Below are 21,515 nucleotides of genomic sequence, written 5' to 3' on the forward strand. Positions count from 1 at the left end.
GGCGGGGATTTTCCCCGCCTTTCTTTTTCCCCTCTGGCCGACATTCTCCCTGCCTGCGTTATCATTTTTTTAACAACATATTCCGCTGGGCAGCAAGAGACTGATATGGTGTTAAAATTACCTTGATGCCCTCATGATGATGGAGTTCAACACTGTGCCTGGCTTGAAAATTACGTTGTTGCAACAACCGCTGGTCTGGATGGACGGTCCCGCCAACCTGCGTCATTTCGACCGTCAGCTGGAAGGCATTACCGGACGTGACGTGATTGTGTTACCGGAAATGTTCACAACCGGCTTCGCCATGGAAGCCGCAAAGCAGTCGATGTCCCAGAAAAACGTTGTTGACTGGATGCAGGCTAAAGCCGCGCAAACAAATGCCCTGATTGCCGGGAGCGCAGCCCTGCAAACCGAGCGCGGGCCGGTTAACCGTTTCTTGCTGGTAGAGCCCGGTGGTACAACGCACTTCTATGACAAACGACACCTGTTCCGCATGGCTGAAGAACATCACCATTATGAGGCGGGCAATAAACGGGTCGTTTTTGAGTGGCGCGGCTGGCGAATTCTGCCGCTGGTGTGCTACGACCTGCGCTTCCCGGTGTGGTCACGTAACCATAACGACTATGATTTAGCGCTCTACGTTGCCAACTGGCCCGCTCCGCGCTCACTGCACTGGCAGTCCCTGCTGGTAGCACGGGCAATCGAGAACCTGGCCTACGTTGCCGGTTGTAACCGCGTCGGCACCGATGGCAACGGCCATCACTACCGCGGCGATAGCCGTATTATCAGCCCGCAAGGTGAGATACTGGCAACGGCGGAACCTCATCAGGCTACGCGACTGGACGCAGAACTGTCGCTGACAGCGCTCAAAGAGTACCGGGAGAAGTTTCCGGCCTGGCAGGATGCGGATCCGTTCACGCTGAATTGATCGCCCTTTCTCCCCCTCGTTAACCGAGGGGAACTCGCTTTATAATTAGATACCCTTCCTCTCCTCTTTTTCGCCCACCAGCCGCCAGCGTAACCGGAATATATAATTTTTTTCCGGACAAATTACTTTCTGTTCTACACTAATTAAATGGATATAATTCAACAAGAACGAGATTCATTTTCAATTAAATTTCAGTAATTTTAAAACGATTCCATCTCTGTCCTGGTCCGGCTTTATTGCCCGGCCGGTACGGTTGTGCGCGCATTATCAGCGAGAACAAACCATCATGGAAAATAATAATCTACTTGTTGTTGAAAAAAGACTGGTTGCCCGTTTTCTGGATATGTTCATTCGTTTTGGACTTATCCTGGCATTAGCCTCCTTCTGCTATACCGTGTTTTCTCCGTTTATTAATATGATGCTATGGGCCGTTATCCTGGCGGTCACCCTCTATCCTCTCCACCAGTATTTTGCAGCGAAGCTAGGAGGAAAACAGGGCTGGGCTTCTACCCTGATAGTCCTGCTAGGCATTGTGTTAATCGTGGTCCCCACTGTGCTGATGATAAGCTCTCTCGGAGAAAGCGTCAGCGCGATGATTGATAAACTCAGCGGCCGAACTTTCGTCATTCCGCCCCCTTCGGCGCATATCGCCGCCATTCCCATCGTCGGAGATAAAATTAGCATCTTGTGGCTAAAAGCCTCCAACGATTTACCGGGGCTAATCAGCAATTATCGCACTCAGATAGGAGATATCGCGAAAACGACCCTCGGCATTCTTGCCAGCATGGGCGGAGGATTGCTTGGTTTTATCCTCTCCTTCATCGTGGCGGGCATTATCATGACCTGGGGAGCCGCCGGGTCGGACAGCGCCCGACGCATTGCCATCCGCCTGACGGATGAGAAAAAAGGGCAGTCTTTGGTGAAACTGTGCACCAGCACGATCCGTGCGGTGGCACAAGGCGTTATCGGCGTCGCGCTTATTCAGGCGCTGCTGGTGGGCGTCCTGATGATCGTGGCGGGTATTCCGGCTGTCGGGATCTTCTTTATTCTGGCGCTGATTCTCGGGATCGCTCAGATCCCCGTCATTCTGGTGACCGCACCGGCCATTGCTCTGATGTGGAGCCTCGGCGACCACGGAACCGCCATGAACATCGTCTACACGATTTTGCTGATAGTCGCCGGTATGGCTGACAACGTGCTTAAGCCACTGATGCTCGGTCGCGGCGTCGATGCGCCTATGCCGGTCGTACTGCTTGGCGCATTAGGCGGTATGGCGGCCAGCGGCATTCTCGGCATGTTTATCGGCGCGACTTTACTCTCTATCGGCTATCGCATCTTCATGTCCTGGGTCAACGATGGGCTGGCTGGCGAGAGCCTGACTGCCGTCGTTCCGGACGACAAAGATGTTCAATGACCGGCTTACCGGGCGCCTCCTGTTCACCGGCGGCGCCTGCCTTGTTCTCTGCGCATGCACGACGCTGGGGCCGGACTATCATCCGCCAAAAACGCCGGAGCTGACCCACTGGCAGCCGGCCACGCAGCGGATGGCTTCCCGGTCGACGCATGCCGGTTACGCCTTATGGTGGACGCAGCTCAACGACCCGACCTTAACGGCGTTGATTAATGAGGCTTTGCGCAAAAACCCGGATGTCAAAATCGCCGGTTTACGCCTGCTTGAATCCCGGGCGCAGCTGGGTATTGCCGAGAGTCTGCTGGGGCCGCAGGCGACAATCGGCAGCGGCGAGCTGATTCGCACCGGCCAGCAGCAATCGGGAAATTATCATTCGGGGACCCGCTACGGCGCCGGCGTGAATCTGGGATGGGAAATTGATTTCTGGGGCAAGTTTCAGCGCGGCGTGGAATCTGCTGATGCCAGCTATTTCGCCACGCTTGCGCAGTACGATGATATTCAGGTGCTGATGGCCGCCCAAGTGGCACAGTGGTACGTCAATATCCGTATGCTGGAAGCCCGGCTGCAAATTACCCGCAGCAACGCGAAGATCCAACAGCGTAGCCTGCAGATAACCGAGCGGCTATTCCTCAGCGGCAACAGCGCAGAGCTGGACGTTCAGCAAGCAAAAACCCAATACCTCTCCACGCTTTCTACGATTCCCCAGCTGGAAACCAGCCTGGCGCAAAGCCAGAATGCCCTGAGCGCACTGCTGGCGCGAAAACCCGGCCCGCTGCCGGAAATGGCGAGCCAGACGGGAGATATTCCGCTGGGGGAACTCTCTTTAGTCACCGAACTTCCTGCGGATCTCCTTCGTCGACGGCCCGATGTCAGAACCGCCGAACGACAGATGGCCGCGCAGTCGGCGCTTATCGGCGTTGCGGAAAGTGAACTCTATCCGTCCATTTCGCTGATCGGTAGCGTTGGAATAAGCGGTCGGACGGGGAGCAACGGGACGCTTAGCTGGGCGGCAGGCCCAACGTTCAGCTGGAATCTGCTGGATCAAGGAAGGTTGGGGAATCAGGTTCTGGTCCAGGATGCCCGCTTTCTCCAGCTTCACGAACGCTATCGCGATACCGTCTTTCAGGCGGCGCGTGAAGTCGACGATGCGGCCATCGCCTACGCAAATGATAAAGATGAAATTGTTTTGTTAACCCAAACGGGAAAAGCCGCCAGTCGCTCCCTCGAAATCGCCAACACGCAATACCGGGAAGGGATGGCCGATTTTCAGCGCGTCCTCGACTCCCAGCGTGCGCTGTTTAACCAACAGGAACGTCTGGTCAGCAGCCGGGGAGCGGCAATGCGCGACCTGATCGCACTTTATAAAGCGCTGGGGGGCGGTTGGGAAACCGGACGAACACGCCCGCTGGTCGATGCCGCTACGGAATCACACTTGCGCCAGCGTGACAACTGGCTGCCGCTGCTGAATACCCCGCTTCCACTTGCCCCTAACCCTTCAGAAGGACCTTCGCCATGAACGCCACTTCTTCTTCGGCGGGCCAGGCCAGCCGTCGTACGGCCATCGGTCTGGTGGTGCTGATCGTGCTGCTGCTCGGTTTTTATTTAGTCATGGACAGAGTGACGCCGTACACCTCTCAGGCCCGGGTACAGGCATTCGTCATTCCGGTCGCGGCAGAAGTGACCGGGCAAATTAAAAAGGTGTATGTGCGTGATAACCAGCGGGTTGCCGCAGGTGAACCGCTGTTTGAGCTAGACCCGGAGCCTTATGATATCGCCCTGGCGCGTGCTCGTTCGGACTATGCCACGGTTCTCAGCTCCGTGAAGGCCAACAGCGAAAGCGTTGTCGCGGCAAAGGCCGGCCTGGAGGCCGCCACCACGGCTTACCAGAATGCCGCAAAGGATGCCGAGCGCCAGGAGCGCCTCTATCGTGAAGATCCCGGTACGATTTCCGTCCGTCGTCTGGAGATTGCCCAGGCCACACGGGAGACCGCTCGTAGCCAGATGGCCGCTGCCGCTGCCGACGTGCGTCGGGCCATCGAAGCCGCTGGTGCGGCCGGTGACGATAACTCTCAGCTGTTAAGCGCCCGGGCGGCGGTTCATAAAGCCGAACTGGACCGCAGCAAAAGCACCGTGCTCGCCGGCAGCCGCGGGCTGATTACCGACTTACGCACCGAGGTCGGTCAGTTCGTTGGCGCGGGTGCCCCGGTGATGACGTTGATTGCCATCAACGATGTCTGGATCAACGCGGACATGACCGAAAACAACCTCGGTCGTATCAGGCCAGGTAATGAGGTGGCGATTCTTCTCGATAGCATGCCGGGGCACATTTTCACCGGCCGGGTACTCAGCATCGGCTATGGTATCAATGCGTCGCAAACACCCCCGGCAGGAGGGCTGCCCACGGTGGATAACAACCGCGACTGGCTTCGTCAGGCGCAGCGCTTCCCGGTGAAAATCGCCTTTGTAAAAGATGATGTTCCACCTCCCACCAGCCTTCGGGTCGGCGGCCAGGCGGATGTGCTGGTTTATACCAGCGGCGGTAGTCTGCTGAACCTTTTCGGCTACCTGTATATCCGCGTCATGAGTCTGTTCTCCTGGCTCTATTAGGGTACATGCACCATGCATAACGGGGATCGTGCCGTACTGAGAATAAGCTGTGGAACCGCGCTGGCTGCGTTGATCTGCTATGCCAGCGCACTGCCGATGCCGCATCTCGGATGCATCATGGCCTGGATAGTCCTGTGTCAGGGAAAGCCTCTGCCGTTGAAAAAGGGCATCGTCGTGGGCTTTCTCCTGATAGTAACGATGACCGGTGGCGTTCTGATGGTGCCATTACTGACCTACTACGCCTTGCCTGGCGTGCTGTTCACAGCGCTGCTGCTGTATCAACTGATGCTAATGGGCCTTCGGGGAAAGGCTACGCAGTCGATGCTACTGGTGGTGGCGATCGCCGTTATTCCCATCGCCGGGCTTATCGAGCAGGCGCTGGCGATCGGCCTGGCGCAAATGCTGGGGATCGGTTTTATCATTGGTACGCTGGTTAACGGGCTGACGGTGGCGTTATTCCCTCCTCAGCAAAGCCCGGGCCCGCCCGCTAAGAAATCACAGACCGTCAACTCGCCCCACGCCAGGGCGCTACGGGCGGTGATTATCGTGCTTCCCGTCTGGCTTCTGGCATTGAGTCACCCGACGTTCTACATCCCGGCAGTCATGAAAACCGTCGCACTGGCGCAGCAGGCAACAACGCTCACGACGAAATCCTCAGGGAAAGAACTGGTACTCTCGACGCTGATGGGTGCGCTGCTGGCGCTGGGGCTGTGGTTCGGGCTTAGCCTCTGGCCGTCGCTGTTGATGCTGGTCCTCTGGCTGAGCCTGGCCAGCCTGTGGGTTGCCCGGCGTCTGGTTCGCCTGGTGGTCGGTCGGTTTCCCCCCTCTTTCTGGAGCAATGTCTGGATAACCGCCCTGATTCTGTTCGGCCCGGCGATTCAGGACAGTGCTTCAGGCAAAGATGTCTGGACAGCTGCGGCAATGCGCTGCGCGTTATATCTCATCATCGCGTTCTATGGCTGGGCCTGCATCGCCATTCTTGAGCGCTGGCACGCCCTTGATTCATCCTCAACAGAACTTCATTCAGGAGATTAACATGTTGCTTCCGCTGATGACGGGCATGCCCGTCATCCTGTGTAATATGCTTCTGCAATCTCTGGTTTCCGTCTGGTGTATCCGCTTTTATCTTAAGCGTTTTCACAGTAAAGAGGGGCTGTTTGCCGGCGTGCTGGCGCTTTTCGGCACGATTATCATTATTTTGATGGGCAATCTGCTGCAAATTTTGCTGTGGGGAGTGCTGTTTGTCTGGCTGGGGGAGTTTCCGACGCTGCTGGATGCGGTGTATCACTCCGGCGTTAATTTCGCGACGCTGGGCTATGGCGATGTCGTCATGAGCGCGAAATGGAAGTTGCTCGGCCCACTGGAGGCGGTCAACGGGGCGCTGATGATCGGCCTGTCCGGAGCCTGCATGCTGGCTGTCATGCAGCATCACATCCGTAAGCAATTGAAATATATGAAATGAAATCAATAAATATATTTTGCTGATGCAGAAACGACGAAAGCCTGAATCATTGCTGATTCAGGCTTTCTGAATAGTGGCGGAACGGACGGGACTCGAACCCGCGACCCCCTGCGTGACAGGCAGGTATTCTAACCGACTGAACTACCGCTCCACTTACTGTTCCCTTGGGAACGAGGCGAATATTACGGATTCCCCGTAACGCCGTCAACGCTTTTTCTTCACTTTTGAATCGTTTGCTGTAAAAATCACCCGGCGGGTGATTTTTACAGCATAATTCAACGAATCAGGCGCGCCACAGGCAGCTCCCGCCTTTCTTTTGCACCAGATCGAGTCGGGATTCGTGGTTCGCAATCTCTTCATCAGTGGCGTAAACCACGCGCAATTTGCTGGCTGCGCGGACAACCCGCTGTATTCCCGCATCTCCGGCCTGCTGCTGCCCTTCGCCTTCCATTGAAAATGCCATCGTCGTCTGACCACCGGTCATCATCAGATACACATCGGCCAGAATCTGGGCATCGAGTAATGCCCCGTGCAGCGTTCGCTTGCTGTTATCTATTTCATAACGTGAGCACAGCGCGTCCAGGCTATTACGTTTGCCAGGAAACATTTTCCTCGCCAGTGCGAGGCTGTCGGTCACTTTGCAGAACGTATTGGTTTTCGGAATGCCGCGATTCAGCTTGCTGAATTCATAGTCCATAAAGCCGATATCAAACGAGGCATTATGGATGACCAGCTCGGCGCCGCGGATATAGTCCATAAACTCGTCGGCAACATCCGCAAACACCGGTTTATCCATCAGGAATTCATCGGCAATCCCGTGAACGCCGAATGCTTCCGGGTCCACCAGCCGGTCCGGTTTTAGATAAACATGGAAGTTGTTCCCGGTCAGGCGGCGGTTAATCACCTCCACCGCACCGATCTCGATGATCTTATGTCCTTCGTAATGCGCACCGATCTGGTTCATACCGGTGGTTTCAGTATCGAGGACAATCTGTCGCGTAATTGCAGTGCTCATATCGGTCATTTATGTCAGACTTGCCGTTTACCTATCGATTTCAATTACAGGAAGTCTACCAGAGATGCTTAAACAGGTAGAAATTTTCACCGATGGTTCATGCCTGGGAAATCCAGGGCCCGGTGGTTATGGGGCGATTTTACGCTATCGCGGGAAGGAAAAAATCTTTAGTCAGGGCTATCACCTCACAACCAATAACCGGATGGAGATGATGGCGGCAATTGTCGCCCTCGAAGCGCTGAAAGAACAGTGCGAAGTAATTCTCAGCACCGACAGCCAGTATGTACGCCAGGGGATTACCCAGTGGATTCATAACTGGAAAAAACGCGGCTGGAAAACTGCGGATAAGAAGCCGGTTAAAAATGTCGATCTCTGGCAACGCCTGGATGCCGCGCTCGGCCAACATCAAATCAAATGGGAATGGGTCAAGGGCCACGCCGGTCACCCGGAAAATGAACGCTGCGATGAGCTGGCGCGCGCCGCCGCCTCAAGCCCAACGCAGAGTGATACCGGGTACCAGCCGGAAAGCTAATTTCCCCCGTCGCGCCACTGCCGCGTGGCGCCAACCGTCTGGCGCAGCGGCGTTTTGGCTTTGCCTGATTTCATCGGATTTAACGTCAGCGGGATGGTCCGCTTTCGGGCAACAATCAGCTGCAAGCAGCCGAGCGCCGGCAGGTGATCGCTGAGTAACTTGCCACCGTGTCTGGACCAGGGCAGAACCTGATACCGGCCGTGATGGAGCACCTCAAAATTCAACAACGCCAGCCAGTCCAGCTGGCGCGTCAGCGTAAACATCCGGCTGTTATAGGGCGCAGTCTTACGCAATACCGGCACCAGCTTACGCAACCCCATCAGACTAACGGGATTAAACCCGGTCAAAATCATCCAGCCATCATCGATCAGTACCCGGTCGGCTTCGCGCAGCAAACGATGCGGATCGCTGCACCACGGTAAAGTGTGCGACAGCAGGCAGGCATCAACCGACTTTTCAGCAAAGGGAAGATGCAGCGGATCGGCTTTGACCTGAATCGGCGTTCCCTGTAGCGAAACGTTCACCTGATGAGAAATAGCACAAGCTTCGGTGTTGATTTCCGCGCTCAGATTGCCAATCTTAAGTAAATGAAAGCCATATAATTTAGCCAGCCACGGTTTCATCTGCCGTTCCAGCGATTCGCGATAGTATTCGCCCCAAGGCATACTGGACCAATGCTCGGGCGCTGTGACTGTCTGAGGTATCCTTGCCGGCTTCATCGCAACCTTCCGCTACGCTTTGAGAGGTAATTAATGAATCTTATCAGCATTCCTGCATTTCAGGACAACTACATCTGGGTTCTTAGTGAGGATAACGGGCGTTGTCTGATCGTCGATCCCGGCGAAGCGGCGCCGGTACTGGCCGCAATCGAAACCAACCGCTGGCAGCCTGAGGCCATTTTACTGACTCACCACCACCACGACCATGTTGGCGGCGTAAAGCAACTGCGGGATAAATTCCCCGGACTTGTCGTTTACGGACCGGCAGAAACCCAGGATAAAGGAACCACCCACCTCGTGGCCGATGGCGATCGGGTGACAATTTTGGGCCACGAATTTTCTATTTTTTCTACGCCCGGTCACACTTTAGGACACATCTGTTTCTACAGCGAACCTTATCTGTTTTGTGGCGACACCATGTTCTCCGGCGGCTGCGGCAGGCTTTTCGAAGGCACAGCAGAGCAGATGTATCAATCATTTAAAAAAATAAATGCACTTCCGGAGGATACTCTGATTTGTTGCGCACATGAGTATACTTTAGCAAATATGAAGTTTGCATTGAGTATCCTGCCACATGATGTGGACATAAACGATTACTATCATAAAGTGAATGAGTTACGCGTAAAAAAACAAAAAACACTCCCCGTAACTCTGAAAAATGAGCGGCGTATAAATATTTTTTTACGCACGGATGACAATGATTTAATTAAAGAAATATCCAAAGAAACAAATTTGCAACACTCTGTGCAGAGATTTGCCTGGTTAAGGTCAAAGAAAGACGACTTCTGACATTTAACTCTTGTCATTCGTAGCCTTCACCGTTATTCTTGCTCGTCTTTTAAGCAACTATTGACACACACATGAAGGCACGAGCGATTTTACTCGCCTCTGTCCTGCTGGTGGGGTGCCAGTCGTCTAAAAACGATGGTAACGTCCAACAGCACGCACAGAGCCTTTCTGCAGCTGGTCAAGGGGAAGCAGGTAAGTTCACAAGTCAAGCGCGCTGGTTAGATGATGGAACCTTCTACGCGCAAGACCAGGATCTGTGGACTTCCATAGGCGACGAGCTAAAGATGGGAATTCCGGAAAATCCCCGGATTCGCGAACAGAAACAGAAGTATTTAAGTAATAAGAGCTATCTCCACGATGTAACTTTACGGGCAGAGCCGTATATGTACTGGATAGCCGGGCAAGTTAAGAAACGTAACATGCCAATGGAACTGGTATTACTACCCATAGTGGAGAGCGCTTTTGACCCGCACGCAACGTCTGGCGCCAATGCCGCAGGCATCTGGCAGATCATTCCGAGCACCGGGCGCAATTATGGTTTGAAACAAACCCGCAGCTACGATGCGCGTCGTGATGTCGTCGCTTCTACAACGGCGGCACTGGACATGATGCAGCGTCTGAACAAGATGTTCGACGGCGACTGGTTGTTAACTGTCGCAGCGTACAACAGCGGCGAAGGTCGGGTACTGAAGGCAATGAAAGCCAACCGTTCGCGTGGTAAACCCACCGATTTCTGGTCGCTTCCATTACCGCGGGAAACCAAGGTGTACGTACCTAAAATGCTGGCATTGAGTGATATTCTCAAAAACAGCAAGCGTTATGGCGTGAAGCTGCCGACAGCAGACGAAAGCCGTGCGCTGGCGCGTGTTCGCCTCGATGCTCCGGTTGAGATTAGCCAGCTGGCAGATATGGCAGGTATGCCTGTCGGTAAGCTGAAAACGTTCAATGCCGGCGTCAAAGGGTCAACACTCGGTGCAAGCGGGCCAAAGTACGTGATGGTGCCACAGAAACACGCTGCTAAGCTGCGTGAATCCCTGGCCTCAGGTGATATTGCAGCCGTACAACCTACGCAGCTGGCGGACAACTCTCCGTTGACCAGCCGCAGCTATAAGGTCCGTTCAGGCGATACGGTTTCCGGGATTGCATCTCGTCTTGGTGTATCGACGAAAGATCTGCAGCAGTGGAATAATCTGCGTGGGTCGGGCCTGAAAGTTGGTCAGAACCTGGTGGTTGGCGCGGGTAACAGTGCACAGCGCCTTGCCAACAACAGCGATAGCATCACCTATCGCGTGCGGAAAGGCGATTCATTGTCGAGCATCGCGAAGCGTCATGGCGTGAATACGCGTGATGTGATGCGTTGGAACAACGGCACTGATGACCTGAAACCTGGCGATCAGCTGACGCTGTACGTGAAGAACAGTGACAGACCAGACTCCTGACAGAACGGCTTATTAGAAAAAGGCACCGGATTCCGGTGCCTTTTTTGTTTTAAACCGCTTTATGCGCTTCAAACATAATCGTATCGCTGGTAAATGAGCCGTCTTGCTGCAAGGAAAAATAGGCTTTTATCTCCGCGGAGGCACTCTCCTGATACAAACGGATCGCCTCCACCAGCGGCGCAGGCGTACGCATACGCGCCACCCACGAGGCAAACTCCAGCGGTAAGCGGTCGGTCAACAGATGATGGACAGCCAGCCCGGCCTCATTCGCTAACGCCAGCCATTCGCCGCTGGAGTAGTTACGAACGTGGGACGTATCGCGCAGTGCTTCAACGGTTTGCAGCCAGATATCGCGGACAGGGTGCCCGGGCGACATCACATCCATAATGATCATCACTCCGCCTGGCTTCAGAACGCGTTTGACTTCACGCAGCGCCTGACCAACATCATGCCAGTGGTGGGCAGAATAGCGGCTAATCACCACATCAAAGCTGGCATCCGTAAACGGCAGCGTTTCGGCATAACCTTGCTGAGTGGCAATGTTCGACAGCCCCTTATCCCGTGCGGCCTGTACAACAACCTCCAGCATCTGGCTGGATAAATCATACGCAGTGACCTTTGCCACCTGCCCCGCCGCCGTGAAGCTGGCATGCCCGGCGCCACATCCCATATCCAGAACGTGTGCATCGGGAAAATCGGCCAGTCGTGCGGCAAGCCGCTGCAGATCGCGCCCGGATGCGTGAACGGCACTGGTCAGGTAAGCGCTTGCCTGCGAGCCAAATTGCTTTTCGACGTTGTCATGATGAGAGCGTGTTGTCATTGTGTTGTCCTTGGGTTGTTTGAATAATAAAGGCGGCACCATATTTGCACAGGCCCGCCCGATGGCAGGCCTGACGTACCTTTATTAATCAGGCCTGCCGGGACTGAATTCGACTAGTAGCGGATTGTGGTCAGAGGCGCGCGTCACCAGCACGGAAGCATCGTGCACGCTTAATCCCCGATAGAACACGAAATCGAGCGGGCGACCGAACGCACGGCGGCGCTGGTCGTCAGGGAAACGGACTTCGCGCAGCGACATTTCGCGCGCAAAGTGATAGAGCGCATTCATTCGCGGGCGGCTCCAGGCATTGAAGTCACCGGCCATAATGACCGGCCCACTGTGGTGGGCAATCTGATCGCCAATTGGCAGCAGCTGCTTGCTATAGACATCAACGCCAAGGCTGAAATTAACCGCATGAATATTAACAACCATCAGCAGACGCGTATCTGGCAGTGGATAAACGGTCACTAACGCAGACTTTGCCAACCGCAGGATCGGCTCGCGTTCCCGCAGCGGGCAACAGTAAACCGGATGAGCTGAAGCCAGCGTCATCACGCCGGAGGGGTGCTGCGGTAAGACTAAAGCCGGGACCTGATCGGCCGCCAGATAGTTAGTTGTCGCAAATCGGACCATTTCAGGGGTGGTTTGTGCTTCCTGTAACAGCACCAGATGGGCATCTTTACCGAAGTTCTTGAGAACGGACTTCCACTCAGCGCGCTGCTGCTTAAAGATATTCCACACGAGGACGCGGATCTTTTCATCAGTGCTTAACGGTACACCGGCAGGAAATGCCTGGCTCACGCTTGCAAACGACCCCGGAGGCAAAATTCTCTCCGCGGGCTGTCCGGCGACATAGCGCATAGCATAAGTATTCTTTCGCAATTTGGGCATCAAACCTCGATAACAGGAAACCAGCCTGACTGCGGCTGGTTCTTCTGTTATAGGGACTTTCACAGGCACTTTCAATGCAATTCGCGAGAAACCTTTATCCTTCGACGATAGCCGCCTTTACGGGCCGATATTTATCCAGGCGGCCACTACGAACAACCAACAGCAGCGCGGCGAAGACAATGACGGCCCCTATCCACGGCGTCTCGGCCAACCCATAGCGTTCTACGGTTTGCCCACCAATCACCGAGCCTAACGCAATACCAATGTTAAACGCGGCAATATTGAGCCCGGAGGCAACGTCTACCGCGCCCGGCGTATACTGTTCAGCTTTTTGCACCACGTAGACCTGTAACCCAGGTACGTTGCCGAAAGCAAAAATGCCCATGACCAGCACCGTTGCCAGCGCCGCATACTGAATGCTGGCGGTAAACTGGAATACCAAAAGCAGTACAACCAGCGCAGCAAAGATAAACTTCAGTGCAGAGACGGCCCCATGCTTATCAGCCAGCTTACCGCCCCAGACGTTGCCGATGGCCACTGAGATACCATATCCCAGAAGAATCCAGCTCACCGTTGACGGGCTAAAACCAGCCAGGTCCTGCATCATGGGGGCGAGGAAAGTAAATGCGGTGAAAACGCCGCCATATCCCAATGCCGTAATAGCATAAATGATTAACAGACGCGGATGGGTCAGGACCTTGACCTGATCGCGCAGGCTTGCGCTGGCGCGGCCAGGTATATTATTCGGAACCAAAACCAGACTGCTCACCAGGGCAATAACGCCGAGAATCGAAACGGCGAGGAAGGTTTCGCGCCAGCCAAAATGTTGGCCAATAAAAGTCCCAATCGGCACGCCGGTCACCAGGGCAACGGTTAAGCCACCAAACATAATGGCGATAGCTGAAGCGGCTTTCTCTTTCGGTACCAGGCTCGTCGCGATGGTAGAGCCAATAGAAAAGAACACGCCGTGTGCCAGCCCGGTCAGCAGACGGGCAAAGATGAGCGTTTCATAACCGGGAGCCTGCCAGGCCAGCAGATTGCCGGCGGTAAAGAGCACCATCAGTGCCAGCAGCAGTTGTTTACGCGGCATACGCCCGGTCAACGCGGTCAGTACCGGCGCTCCAATGGCAACCCCTAGTGCATAGATAGAAACCAGCAGGCCGGCAGAAGGCAGTGAGATAGCCAGTTGTTCAGCAATCGTGGGAACCAGACCCACAATCACAAATTCCGTGGTGCCAATAGCAAAGGCACCGATTGTTAAGGCAAGTAGCGCCAGTGGCATAATTTACTCCGTGTCATCAGGATTAAGATGACACGTAGTATGAAGCGATGTTTAAATAACAAAAACTATCAAAGTCTCAATAGAATTTTGCTACAGGTGCAATAATGAGAGCCACTTCAGAAGAGATTGCCATCTTTATCGCCGTCGTTGAAAGCGGGAGCTTTAGCCGGGCCGCTGAACAGCTGGGACAGGCCAATTCCGCCGTTAGCCGGGCGGTAAAAAAGCTGGAATCTAAACTTGGCGTCAGCCTGTTGAACCGGACGACCCGTCAGCTCAGTCTGACCGAAGAGGGAGAGCGCTATTTTCGTCGTATGCAGGTCGTCCTGCAGGAAATGGCGGCGGCCGAGAACGAGCTTCTGGAGACAAGAACGACGCCACGGGGGTTGTTACGTGTTGATGCTGCCACGCCGGTAATGCTGCATTTCCTGATGCCGCTGGTGAAGCCTTTTCGTGAGCGTTATCCGGAAATGACTCTGGCCCTGGTGTCATCGGAAACTTTTATCAATCTGATTGAGCGTAAAGTTGACGTCGCGATCCGTGCTGGCACATTAACGGATTCCAGCCTTCGGGCACGGCCGCTTTTTAACAGCTACAGGAAAATTATCGCCTCTCCAGACTATCTGGCTCGTCGTGGTACGCCACAACATGTTGCTGACCTGAAAGACCATCTGTGTCTGGGCTTTACCGAACCTGTCTCCCTGAATACCTGGCCCGTTTCGTGCTGTGACGGGCAGCTGCTGGAAGTAAGCTGTGAGATTTCATCAAACAGCGGGGAAACCCTTAAGCAGCTCTGCCTGGCGGGGAATGGTATTGCCTGTCTGTCTGACTATATGGTCAACCAGGAGATTGCGCGCGGGGAGTTTGTTGAACTACTGGCCGAGAAGCGCCTGCCGGTTGAAATGCCGTTCAGTGCGGTTTATTACAGTGACAGAGCGGTGAGTACGCGAATCAGGGCATTTATCGACTTTCTTAGCGAACACGTAAAACAGCTCCCGAGGGAGCTGTGATAAAGAGACCTGTTCGCACAGCCAGCCTGAAAGTCACGCTAATTCAGACGAGCGGTCCCACTCAGGCGCCAGGCCTTCCGGGCTAACCAGACGATCGTTGCAATCCAGCGCGGCGATCGCCTGACGATCCTCTTCGTCGAGATGCAGATCCTGAGCTTTAAGATTACTTGCCAGATTTTCGCGCTTCGTGGAAGACGGAATCACGGCGTAGCCTTCACCTATCGCCCAGGCCAGAATAACCTGCGCAGGGGTCGCACCATGCTTCGCGGCAATACCCGCAATCACTTCATCTTTCAACGCCTTGCCATATGCTAATGTCATATATGATGTGATGTGGATACCGTGCGCTGTCGCCCAATCCACCGCAGTCCGGTTCTGCAAGTACGGGGATAGCTCGATCTGATTGGTCGCGATATTTTCAACACCAACGGCCGCAATTGCACGCTCCATTAGCGGAATCGTGAAGTTAGAGATGCCGATCTGGCGGGTCAGGCCCTGCTTTTTCGCTTCCAGTAGCGCAGGCATAAATACTTCAACTGCAACAGTATCGTTCGGCGACGGCCAGTGGATCAGCGTCAAATCGACATAATCCGTACGCAGCTTACGCAGGCTCTCTTTAAGACTGACGATAAGTTTGTCCGGGCTTAGATTTTCAATCCAGATTTTGGTGGTGATAAACAGTTCATCACGCGCCACACCGCTTTCTTCGATAGCCTGGCCAACCGCGGCTTCGTTATCATAAATCTGAGCGGTATCAATCGTACGATAACCCAGTTCCAGCGCCGTTTTCACTGATGCGATAACAACGTCATCTTTCAGGCGGAAGGTTCCAAGACCAAATGCAGGGATTGCCATAAAATTCCTCTTTTTTCTTAATGTTAGCGATCTGAGGTCATTATGGCTGGTGTAATTTGGCAGAAAAAGATCGATAAACGCAGAGGATATTTGCTCAATCAGCAAAAATAGACGTTCTGGAAAATAAAAAAAGCCCTGAGCAGGTGCTCAGGGCTTCTAATAAGTGGCGGAACGGACGGGACTCGAACCCGCGACCCCCTGCGTGACAGGCAGGTATTCTAACCGACTGAACTACCGCTCCACCGAATACTGTTTTACTGCTACCGGTTGTCACCCCGGTTTACTGCTTTAACCTTCGAACCAGTCACAACATCGCTGTGATTGCGTTCTTAATTTGATGCCTGGCAGTTCCCTACTCTCACATGGGGAGACCCCACACTACCATCGGCGCTACGGCGTTTCACTTCTGAGTTCGGCATGGGGTCAGGTGGGACCACCGCGCTATTGCCGCCAGGCAAATTCTGTTTCCACCCCGCATCTCTGCGCAGTGAATAATCTGTCATCAAGCTGAAAATCAGTCTCGTCTCTTCGCCAAAACAGCTTCGGCGTTGTAAGGTTAAGCCTCACGGTTCATTAGTATCGGTTAGCTCAACGTATCGCTACGCTTACACACCCGACCTATCAACGTCGTAGTCTTCAACGTTCCTTCAGGACTCTCAAGGAGTCAGGGAGAACTCATCTCGGGGCAAGTTTCGTGCTTAGATGCTTTCAGCACTTATCTTTTCCGCATTTAGCTACCGGGCAATGCCATTGGCATGACAACCCGAACACCAGTGATGCGTCCACTCCGGTCCTCTCGTACTAGGAGCAGCCCCCTCAATTCTCCAGCGCCCACGGCAGATAGGGACCGAACTGTCTCACGACGTTCTAAACCCAGCTCGCGTACCACTTTAAATGGCGAACAGCCATACCCTTGGGACCTACTTCAGCCCCAGGATGTGATGAGCCGACATCGAGGTGCCAAACACCGCCGTCGATATGAACTCTTGGGCGGTATCAGCCTGTTATCCCCGGAGTACCTTTTATCCGTTGAGCGATGGCCCTTCCATTCAGAACCACCGGATCACTATGACCTGCTTTCGCACCTGCTCGCGCCGTCACGCTCGCAGTCAAGCTAGCTTATGCCATTGCACTAACCTCCTGATGTCCGACCAGGATTAGCTAACCTTCGTGCTCCTCCGTTACTCTTTAGGAGGAGACCGCCCCAGTCAAACTACCCACCAGACACTGTCCGCAACCCGGATCACGGGTCTACGTTAGAACATCAAACATTAAAGGGTGGTATTTCAAGGTTGGCTCCATGCAGACTGGCGTCCACACTTCAAAGCCTCCCACCTATCCTACACATCAAGGCTCAATGTTCAGTGTCAAGCTATAGTAAAGGTTCACGGGGTCTTTCCGTCTTGCCGCGGGTACACTGCATCTTCACAGCGAGTTCAATTTCACTGAGTCTCGGGTGGAGACAGCCTGACCATCATTACGCCATTCGTGCAGGTCGGAACTTACCCGACAAGGAATTTCGCTACCTTAGGACCGTTATAGTTACGTACCGCCGTTTACCGGGGCTTCGATCAAGAGCTTCTCCTTACGGATAACCCCATCAATTAACCTTCCGGCACCGGGCAGGCGTCACACCGTATACGTCCACTTTCGTGTTTGCACAGTGCTGTGTTTTTAATAAACAGTTGCAGCCAGCTGGTATCTTCGACTGATTTCAGCTCCGTGAGCAAGTCACTTCACCTACCATCAGCGTGCCTTCTCCCGAAGTTACGGCACCATTTTGCCTAGTTCCTTCACCCGAGTTCTCTCAAGCGCCTTGGTATTCTCTACCTGACCACCTGTGTCGGTTTGGGGTACGATTTGATGTTACCTGATGCTTAGAGGCTTTTCCTGGAAGCAGGGCATTTGTTACTTCAGCACCGTAGTGCCTCGTCATCACACCTCAGCGTTTAATAAGCGTCCGGATTTACCTAAACGCTCCGCCTACATGCTTAAACCGGGACAACCGTCGCCCGGCTAACATAGCCTTCTCCGTCCCCCTTCGCAGTAACACCGAGTACAGGAATATTAACCTGTTTCCCATCGACTACGCCTTTCGGCCTCGCCTTAGGGGTCGACTCACCCTGCCCCGATTAACGTTGGACAGGAACCCTTGGTCTTCCGGCGAGCGGGCTTTTCACCCGCTTTATCGTTACTTATGTCAGCATTCGCACTTCTGATACCTCCAGCAACCCTCACAGGCCACCTTCAACGGCTTACAGAACGCTCCCCTACCCAACAACGCATAAGCGTCGCTGCCGCAGCTTCGGTGCATGGTTTAGCCCCGTTACATCTTCCGCGCAGGCCGACTCGACCAGTGAGCTATTACGCTTTCTTTAAATGATGGCTGCTTCTAAGCCAACATCCTGGCTGTCTGTGCCTTCCCACATCGTTTCCCACTTAACCATGACTTTGGGACCTTAGCTGGCGGTCTGGGTTGTTTCCCTCTTCACGACGGACGTTAGCACCCGCCGTGTGTCTCCCGTGATAACATTCTTCGGTATTCGTAGTTTGCATCGGGTTGGTAAGTCGGGATGACCCCCTAGCCGAAACAGTGCTCTACCCCCGAAGATGAGTTCACGAGGCGCTACCTAAATAGCTTTCGGGGAGAACCAGCTATCTCCCGGTTTGATTGGCCTTTCACCCCCAGCCACAAGTCATCCGCTAATTTTTCAACATTAGTCGGTTCGGTCCTCCAGTTAGTGTTACCCAACCTTCAACCTGCCCATGGCTAGATCACCGGGTTTCGGGTCTATACCCTGCAACTTAACGCCCAGTTAAGACTCGGTTTCCCTGCGGCTCCCCTATACGGTTAACCTTGCTACAGAATATAAGTCGCTGACCCATTATACAAAAGGTACGCAGTCACCCCATAAAAGAGGCTCCCACTGCTTGTACGTACACGGTTTCAGGTTCTTTTTCACTCCCCTCGCCGGGGTTCTTTTCGCCTTTCCCTCACGGTACTGGTTCACTATCGGTCAGTCAGGAGTATTTAGCCTTGGAGGATGGTCCCCCCATATTCAGACAGGATACCACGTGTCCCGCCCTACTCTTCGAACTCACAGAATATGCATTTTAGTGTACGGGAGTATCACCCTGTACCCTGCGACTTTCCAGACGCTTCCACTAACACACAAACTGATTCAGGTTCTGGGCTGCTCCCCGTTCGCTCGCCGCTACTGGGGGAATCTCGGTTGATTTCTTTTCCTCGGGGTACTTAGATGTTTCAGTTCCCCCGGTTCGCTTCGTTAAGCTATGTATTCACTTAACGATAGTGTGTCGAAACACACTGGGTTTCCCCATTCGGAAATCGCCGGTTATAACGGTTCATATCACCTTACCGACGCTTATCGCAGATTAGCACGTCCTTCATCGCCTCTGACTGCCAGGGCATCCACCGTGTACGCTTAGTCGCTTAACCTCACAACCCGAAACTGTTTCGTAAAACAGTTCGCATTGCGAAAATTTGAGAGACTCGAACACACCGCTTTTCCTTTCTTATTACGGAGAAAGGAAACAGTGTGTCGTTTCAATTTTCAGCTTGATCCAGATTTTTAAAGAGCAAAACTTCGCAGCATACCTTTTCAGGTACGCTCTGAAGTTTTTTATTGTGCAGCAGTAAAGGATGGTGGAGCTATGCGGGATCGAACCGCAGACCTCCTGCGTGCAAGGCAGGCGCTCTCCCAGCTGAGCTATAACCCCATCGTAATTGTCATCTCTGTTTACCGTTATTCGATATCGGGCAAGGCATGGTGACGCGAAGCATACTGAAGTATGTGAGAGTCGCCATAACGCAGCACGGTAGCGAATTTGGTAGGCCTGAGTGGACTTGAACCACCGACCTCACCCTTATCAGGGGTGCGCTCTAACCACCTGAGCTACAAGCCTGCAGAGATTTTTTACTGCTTATTTTTCATCAGACAATCTGTGTGGACACTACAAAGGCAGGTTCTTTCAGGTAAGGAGGTGATCCAACCGCAGGTTCCCCTACGGTTACCTTGTTACGACTTCACCCCAGTCATGAATCACAAAGTGGTAAGCGCCCTCCCGAAGGTTAAGCTACCTACTTCTTTTGCAACCCACTCCCATGGTGTGACGGGCGGTGTGTACAAGGCCCGGGAACGTATTCACCGTGGCATTCTGATCCACGATTACTAGCGATTCCGACTTCACGGAGTCGAGTTGCAGACTCCGATCCGGACTACGACATACTTTATGAGGTCCGCTTGCTCTCGCGAGGTCGCTTCTCTTTGTATATGCCATTGTAGCACGTGTGTAGCCCTACTCGTAAGGGCCATGATGACTTGACGTCATCCCCACCTTCCTCCAGTTTATCACTGGCAGTCTCCTTTGAGTTCCCGGCCGAACCGCTGGCAACAAAGGATAAGGGTTGCGCTCGTTGCGGGACTTAACCCAACATTTCACAACACGAGCTGACGACAGCCATGCAGCACCTGTCTCAGAGTTCCCGAAGGCACCAAAGCATCTCTGCTAAGTTCTCTGGATGTCAAGAGTAGGTAAGGTTCTTCGCGTTGCATCGAATTAAACCACATGCTCCACCGCTTGTGCGGGCCCCCGTCAATTCATTTGAGTTTTAACCTTGCGGTAGTACTCCCCAGGCGGTCGACTTAACGCGTTAGCTCCGGAAGCCACTCCTCAAGGGAACAACCTCCAAGTCGACATCGTTTACAGCGTGGACTACCAGGGTATCTAATCCTGTTTGCTCCCCACGCTTTCGCACCTGAGCGTCAGTCTTTGTCCAGGGGGCCGCCTTCGCCACCGGTATTCCTCCAGATCTCTACGCATTTCACCGCTACACCTGGAATTCTACCCCCCTCTACAAGACTCAAGCTTGCCAGTTTCAAATGCAGTTCCCAGGTTGAGCCCGGGGATTTCACATCTGACTTAACAAACCGCCTGCGTGCGCTTTACGCCCAGTAATTCCGATTAACGCTTGCACCCTCCGTATTACCGCGGCTGCTGGCACGGAGTTAGCCGGTGCTTCTTCTGCGAGTAACGTCAATCACCAAGGTTATTAACCTTAATGCCTTCCTCCTCGCTGAAAGTACTTTACAACCCGAAGGCCTTCTTCATACACGCGGCATGGCTGCATCAGGCTTGCGCCCATTGTGCAATATTCCCCACTGCTGCCTCCCGTAGGAGTCTGGACCGTGTCTCAGTTCCAGTGTGGCTGGTCATCCTCTCAGACCAGCTAGGGATCGTCGCCTAGGTGAGCCATTACCCCACCTACTAGCTAATCCCATCTGGGCACATCTGATGGCATGAGGCCCGAAGGTCCCCCACTTTGGTCTTTCGACGTTATGCGGTATTAGCTACCGTTTCCAGTAGTTATCCCCCTCCATCAGGCAGTTTCCCAGACATTACTCACCCGTCCGCCGCTCGTCACCCAAAGAGCAAGCTCTTCTGTGCTACCGCTCGACTTGCATGTGTTAGGCCTGCCGCCAGCGTTCAATCTGAGCCATGATCAAACTCTTCAATTTAAGTTTGATGCTCGTGAATTAAACTTCGTAATGAATTACGTGTTCACTCAGAGACTTGGTATTCATTTTTCGTCCGAGGACGTTAAGAATCCATGTCACTTTGAGTGCCCACACAGATTGTCTGATAAATTGTTAAAGAGCAGTGCGACGGCGCTGAGCGCTCTGTCGCGAGGTCCCGTATAATACGTTTTCCTCTTTCAGAGTCAACCTCATTTTTCAGA

At 53.7% G+C, this 21,515-nt stretch carries 16 protein-coding genes, 4 tRNA genes and 3 rRNA genes; 10 read left to right on the forward strand and 13 right to left on the reverse strand.

Features of this window, described 5'->3' with window-relative positions; all coding sequences use genetic code 11:
- Positions 1–154: 154 nt before the first annotated feature.
- From ACMYSK_RS14420 to ACMYSK_RS14445, 6 genes are all read left to right on the forward strand, one after another.
- Positions 155–925 carry an amidohydrolase gene (locus ACMYSK_RS14420; protein WP_434636273.1) on the forward strand — a complete coding sequence of 257 codons (771 nt, stop codon included), beginning with the start codon at positions 155–157 and terminating at the stop codon, positions 923–925.
- 286 nt (positions 926–1,211) lie between these two features.
- Positions 1,212–2,339: an AI-2E family transporter gene (locus ACMYSK_RS14425; protein WP_434636274.1), complete on the forward strand. Its 1,128-nt coding sequence runs from the start codon at positions 1,212–1,214 to the stop codon at positions 2,337–2,339.
- Entirely contained in the window at positions 2,329–3,852 is a 1,524-nt protein-coding gene (locus ACMYSK_RS14430; protein WP_434636276.1) for an efflux transporter outer membrane subunit, read from the forward strand. The genes ACMYSK_RS14425 and ACMYSK_RS14430 overlap by 11 nt, the downstream gene beginning before the upstream one ends.
- Positions 3,849–4,943, forward strand: a complete 1,095-nt coding sequence (locus ACMYSK_RS14435) for an HlyD family secretion protein (protein ID WP_434636278.1) — start codon at positions 3,849–3,851, stop codon at positions 4,941–4,943. The genes ACMYSK_RS14430 and ACMYSK_RS14435 overlap by 4 nt, the downstream gene beginning before the upstream one ends.
- A 12-nt stretch (positions 4,944–4,955) precedes the next feature.
- The gene (locus ACMYSK_RS14440) at positions 4,956–5,978 is read left to right on the forward strand and encodes a hypothetical protein (protein ID WP_434636280.1); all 1,023 of its coding nucleotides are present in this window, start codon (positions 4,956–4,958) and stop codon (positions 5,976–5,978) included.
- 1 nt (position 5,979) lies between these two features.
- Positions 5,980–6,405 carry an ion channel gene (locus tag ACMYSK_RS14445; RefSeq protein WP_434636281.1) on the forward strand — a complete coding sequence of 142 codons (426 nt, stop codon included), beginning with the start codon at positions 5,980–5,982 and terminating at the stop codon, positions 6,403–6,405.
- Between the two features lie 74 nt (positions 6,406–6,479).
- Here ACMYSK_RS14445 and ACMYSK_RS14450 read toward each other — a convergent pair.
- Positions 6,480–6,556: transfer RNA gene (locus ACMYSK_RS14450), tRNA-Asp, on the reverse strand.
- 132 nt (positions 6,557–6,688) lie between these two features.
- Positions 6,689–7,420, reverse strand: a complete 732-nt coding sequence (gene dnaQ, locus ACMYSK_RS14455) for a DNA polymerase III subunit epsilon (protein WP_434636282.1) — start codon at positions 7,418–7,420, stop codon at positions 6,689–6,691.
- Positions 7,421–7,484: 64 nt separating this feature from the next.
- Between dnaQ and rnhA the strand changes: the two genes are divergently transcribed.
- On the forward strand, positions 7,485–7,952 hold the full coding sequence (rnhA, locus tag ACMYSK_RS14460) for a ribonuclease HI (protein ID WP_004858198.1): 468 nt from the start codon (positions 7,485–7,487) through the stop codon (positions 7,950–7,952).
- Here rnhA and ACMYSK_RS14465 read toward each other — a convergent pair.
- Positions 7,949–8,671, reverse strand: coding sequence for a class I SAM-dependent methyltransferase (locus ACMYSK_RS14465; RefSeq protein ID WP_434636285.1), 723 nt, complete (start codon positions 8,669–8,671; stop codon positions 7,949–7,951). The two genes, rnhA and ACMYSK_RS14465, sit on opposite strands and share 4 nt — an antisense overlap.
- 33 nt (positions 8,672–8,704) lie before the next feature.
- Between ACMYSK_RS14465 and gloB the strand changes: the two genes are divergently transcribed.
- Together gloB and mltD are read left to right on the forward strand one after the other, a co-directional pair.
- Positions 8,705–9,460 (forward strand): hydroxyacylglutathione hydrolase, encoded by a 756-nt coding sequence (gloB, locus tag ACMYSK_RS14470; protein ID WP_434636286.1) that lies wholly within the window; start codon positions 8,705–8,707, stop codon positions 9,458–9,460.
- A 71-nt stretch (positions 9,461–9,531) separates the two neighbouring features.
- On the forward strand, positions 9,532–10,899 hold the full coding sequence (gene mltD / locus ACMYSK_RS14475) for a murein transglycosylase D (RefSeq protein ID WP_434636288.1): 1,368 nt from the start codon (positions 9,532–9,534) through the stop codon (positions 10,897–10,899).
- A 49-nt stretch (positions 10,900–10,948) separates the two neighbouring features.
- Here the strand turns inward: mltD and ACMYSK_RS14480 are convergent, their stop codons facing one another.
- The 3 genes from ACMYSK_RS14480 to ACMYSK_RS14490 all read right to left on the reverse strand — a co-directional run bounded on the left by ACMYSK_RS14480 (position 10,949) and on the right by ACMYSK_RS14490 (position 13,892).
- A complete protein-coding gene (locus ACMYSK_RS14480) occupies positions 10,949–11,719 on the reverse strand; it encodes a class I SAM-dependent methyltransferase (protein ID WP_434636290.1) in 771 nt (256 codons plus the stop codon).
- Positions 11,720–11,803: 84 nt separating this feature from the next.
- A complete protein-coding gene (locus ACMYSK_RS14485; RefSeq protein WP_434644126.1) occupies positions 11,804–12,601 on the reverse strand; it encodes an endonuclease/exonuclease/phosphatase family protein in 798 nt (265 codons plus the stop codon).
- A 103-nt stretch (positions 12,602–12,704) separates the two neighbouring features.
- Positions 12,705–13,892: an MFS transporter gene (locus ACMYSK_RS14490; protein WP_434636292.1), complete on the reverse strand. Its 1,188-nt coding sequence runs from the start codon at positions 13,890–13,892 to the stop codon at positions 12,705–12,707.
- Positions 13,893–13,996: 104 nt separating this feature from the next.
- Between ACMYSK_RS14490 and yafC the strand changes: the two genes are divergently transcribed.
- Positions 13,997–14,899, forward strand: a complete 903-nt coding sequence (yafC, locus tag ACMYSK_RS14495; RefSeq protein WP_434636294.1) for a DNA-binding transcriptional regulator YafC — start codon at positions 13,997–13,999, stop codon at positions 14,897–14,899.
- 33 nt (positions 14,900–14,932) lie between these two features.
- Here yafC and dkgB read toward each other — a convergent pair whose 3' ends face one another.
- The 7 genes from dkgB to ACMYSK_RS14530 all read right to left on the reverse strand — a co-directional run bounded on the left by dkgB (position 14,933) and on the right by ACMYSK_RS14530 (position 21,294).
- Positions 14,933–15,754: a 2,5-didehydrogluconate reductase DkgB gene (dkgB, locus tag ACMYSK_RS14500; RefSeq protein ID WP_434636296.1), complete on the reverse strand. Its 822-nt coding sequence runs from the start codon at positions 15,752–15,754 to the stop codon at positions 14,933–14,935.
- Between the two features lie 164 nt (positions 15,755–15,918).
- Positions 15,919–15,995, reverse strand: a tRNA-Asp gene (locus ACMYSK_RS14505).
- Between the two features lie 98 nt (positions 15,996–16,093).
- Positions 16,094–16,209 (reverse strand): 5S ribosomal RNA (gene rrf / locus ACMYSK_RS14510).
- 97 nt (positions 16,210–16,306) lie between these two features.
- A 23S ribosomal RNA gene (locus ACMYSK_RS14515) occupies positions 16,307–19,214 on the reverse strand.
- A gap of 205 nt (positions 19,215–19,419) precedes the next feature.
- A tRNA-Ala gene (locus tag ACMYSK_RS14520) sits at positions 19,420–19,495 on the reverse strand.
- Between the two features lie 109 nt (positions 19,496–19,604).
- A tRNA-Ile gene (locus tag ACMYSK_RS14525) sits at positions 19,605–19,681 on the reverse strand.
- A gap of 71 nt (positions 19,682–19,752) precedes the next feature.
- Positions 19,753–21,294: ribosomal RNA gene (locus ACMYSK_RS14530) — 16S ribosomal RNA — on the reverse strand.
- Together the 16S, 23S and 5S rRNA genes with 3 tRNA genes alongside form the textbook arrangement of a ribosomal RNA operon.
- Between the last annotated feature and the right edge of the window lie 221 nt (positions 21,295–21,515).

The sequence above is a fragment of the Klebsiella sp. I138 genome (genome assembly GCF_051131765.1).
Classification (GTDB): Bacteria; Pseudomonadota; Gammaproteobacteria; order Enterobacterales; family Enterobacteriaceae; genus Klebsiella.

Excerpts from the sequence above, each read along its gene's own strand:
- dnaQ (WP_434636282.1), bottom strand. The coding sequence starts at position 7,420 with ATGAGCACTGCAATTACGCGACAGATTGTCCTCGATACTGAAACCACC.
- ACMYSK_RS14440 (WP_434636280.1), top strand. The coding sequence starts at position 4,956 with ATGCATAACGGGGATCGTGCCGTACTGAGAATAAGCTGTGGAACCGCG.
- ACMYSK_RS14425 (WP_434636274.1), top strand. The coding sequence starts at position 1,212 with ATGGAAAATAATAATCTACTTGTTGTTGAAAAAAGACTGGTTGCCCGT.
- rnhA (WP_004858198.1), top strand. The coding sequence starts at position 7,485 with ATGCTTAAACAGGTAGAAATTTTCACCGATGGTTCATGCCTGGGAAAT.
- mltD (WP_434636288.1), top strand. The coding sequence starts at position 9,532 with ATGAAGGCACGAGCGATTTTACTCGCCTCTGTCCTGCTGGTGGGGTGC.
- ACMYSK_RS14490 (WP_434636292.1), bottom strand. The coding sequence starts at position 13,892 with ATGCCACTGGCGCTACTTGCCTTAACAATCGGTGCCTTTGCTATTGGC.
- ACMYSK_RS14465 (WP_434636285.1), bottom strand. The coding sequence starts at position 8,671 with ATGAAGCCGGCAAGGATACCTCAGACAGTCACAGCGCCCGAGCATTGG.
- ACMYSK_RS14435 (WP_434636278.1), top strand. The coding sequence starts at position 3,849 with ATGAACGCCACTTCTTCTTCGGCGGGCCAGGCCAGCCGTCGTACGGCC.
- ACMYSK_RS14480 (WP_434636290.1), bottom strand. The coding sequence starts at position 11,719 with ATGACAACACGCTCTCATCATGACAACGTCGAAAAGCAATTTGGCTCG.
- gloB (WP_434636286.1), top strand. The coding sequence starts at position 8,705 with ATGAATCTTATCAGCATTCCTGCATTTCAGGACAACTACATCTGGGTT.
- dkgB (WP_434636296.1), bottom strand. The coding sequence starts at position 15,754 with ATGGCAATCCCTGCATTTGGTCTTGGAACCTTCCGCCTGAAAGATGAC.
- yafC (WP_434636294.1), top strand. The coding sequence starts at position 13,997 with ATGAGAGCCACTTCAGAAGAGATTGCCATCTTTATCGCCGTCGTTGAA.
- ACMYSK_RS14445 (WP_434636281.1), top strand. The coding sequence starts at position 5,980 with ATGTTGCTTCCGCTGATGACGGGCATGCCCGTCATCCTGTGTAATATG.
- ACMYSK_RS14430 (WP_434636276.1), top strand. The coding sequence starts at position 2,329 with ATGTTCAATGACCGGCTTACCGGGCGCCTCCTGTTCACCGGCGGCGCC.